1 protein-coding gene is annotated in these 593 nt (G+C 34.2%); it reads right to left on the bottom strand.

What is annotated here, in order from left to right:
* Nucleotides 1-593, bottom strand: a 593-nt coding sequence (locus HX049_RS18425) for an alpha/beta fold hydrolase (RefSeq protein WP_286417837.1), incomplete at both ends; no start/stop codon positions are given.

The following is a 593-nucleotide window of genomic DNA, read 5'->3' as shown; positions in this document are numbered from 1 at the left end:
AGGTTTTCTGGTTTTATATTTAATCTTTCAGGATCATTAGCTTGATCAAGCCAAGTAGTGTAACTAGCTGTCATTGTATTTCTGGCTCTTTGATCAAAAACAGAATACCAACTACCTTTTCCAAAGGCTACTTTTTCAATAAAATTAAAGGTTCCCTGTTCAATGTGTCCTTGTTCAAGTAAAGTTTTACTTTTTTGCATTTCATTCTGTACCTCTGATAGAATTTGTTTGTATTCAGTTTGTCCTTTAAGCATCCCAAAAATAGGAGGTTCATATAAAACAATACTCTCAACTCTATCAGCGTGATTATTGGCTAGTTCAATTGTGATATTTGCTCCATAAGAATGTCCTATAAAATGAGCTTTCTTAATCTGTAAAGCATCGAGTAGGGAGACGGCATCTTGGACATCCATTGATATTGTACCTTGTTCTTTATCTGGAGAAGAAGCACTATGTCCTCTTCTATCATATAAAATGATGGGATTAGTAGTAGTTTTAATTAACTCTTCTGCCACTGGTAACCAAGAATTATGATCATCCCATGAACCGTGTATAAATACAATAGGTGTACCTTGCCCTTTTTTATAGCGTAT

This window comes from Myroides odoratimimus, assembly GCF_030326305.1.
GTDB lineage: Bacteria > Bacteroidota > Bacteroidia > Flavobacteriales > Flavobacteriaceae > Flavobacterium > Flavobacterium odoratimimum_A.
The sequence above is the reverse complement of the archived record's forward strand: the minus strand, read 5'-3'. Positions and strand labels throughout refer to the sequence as shown.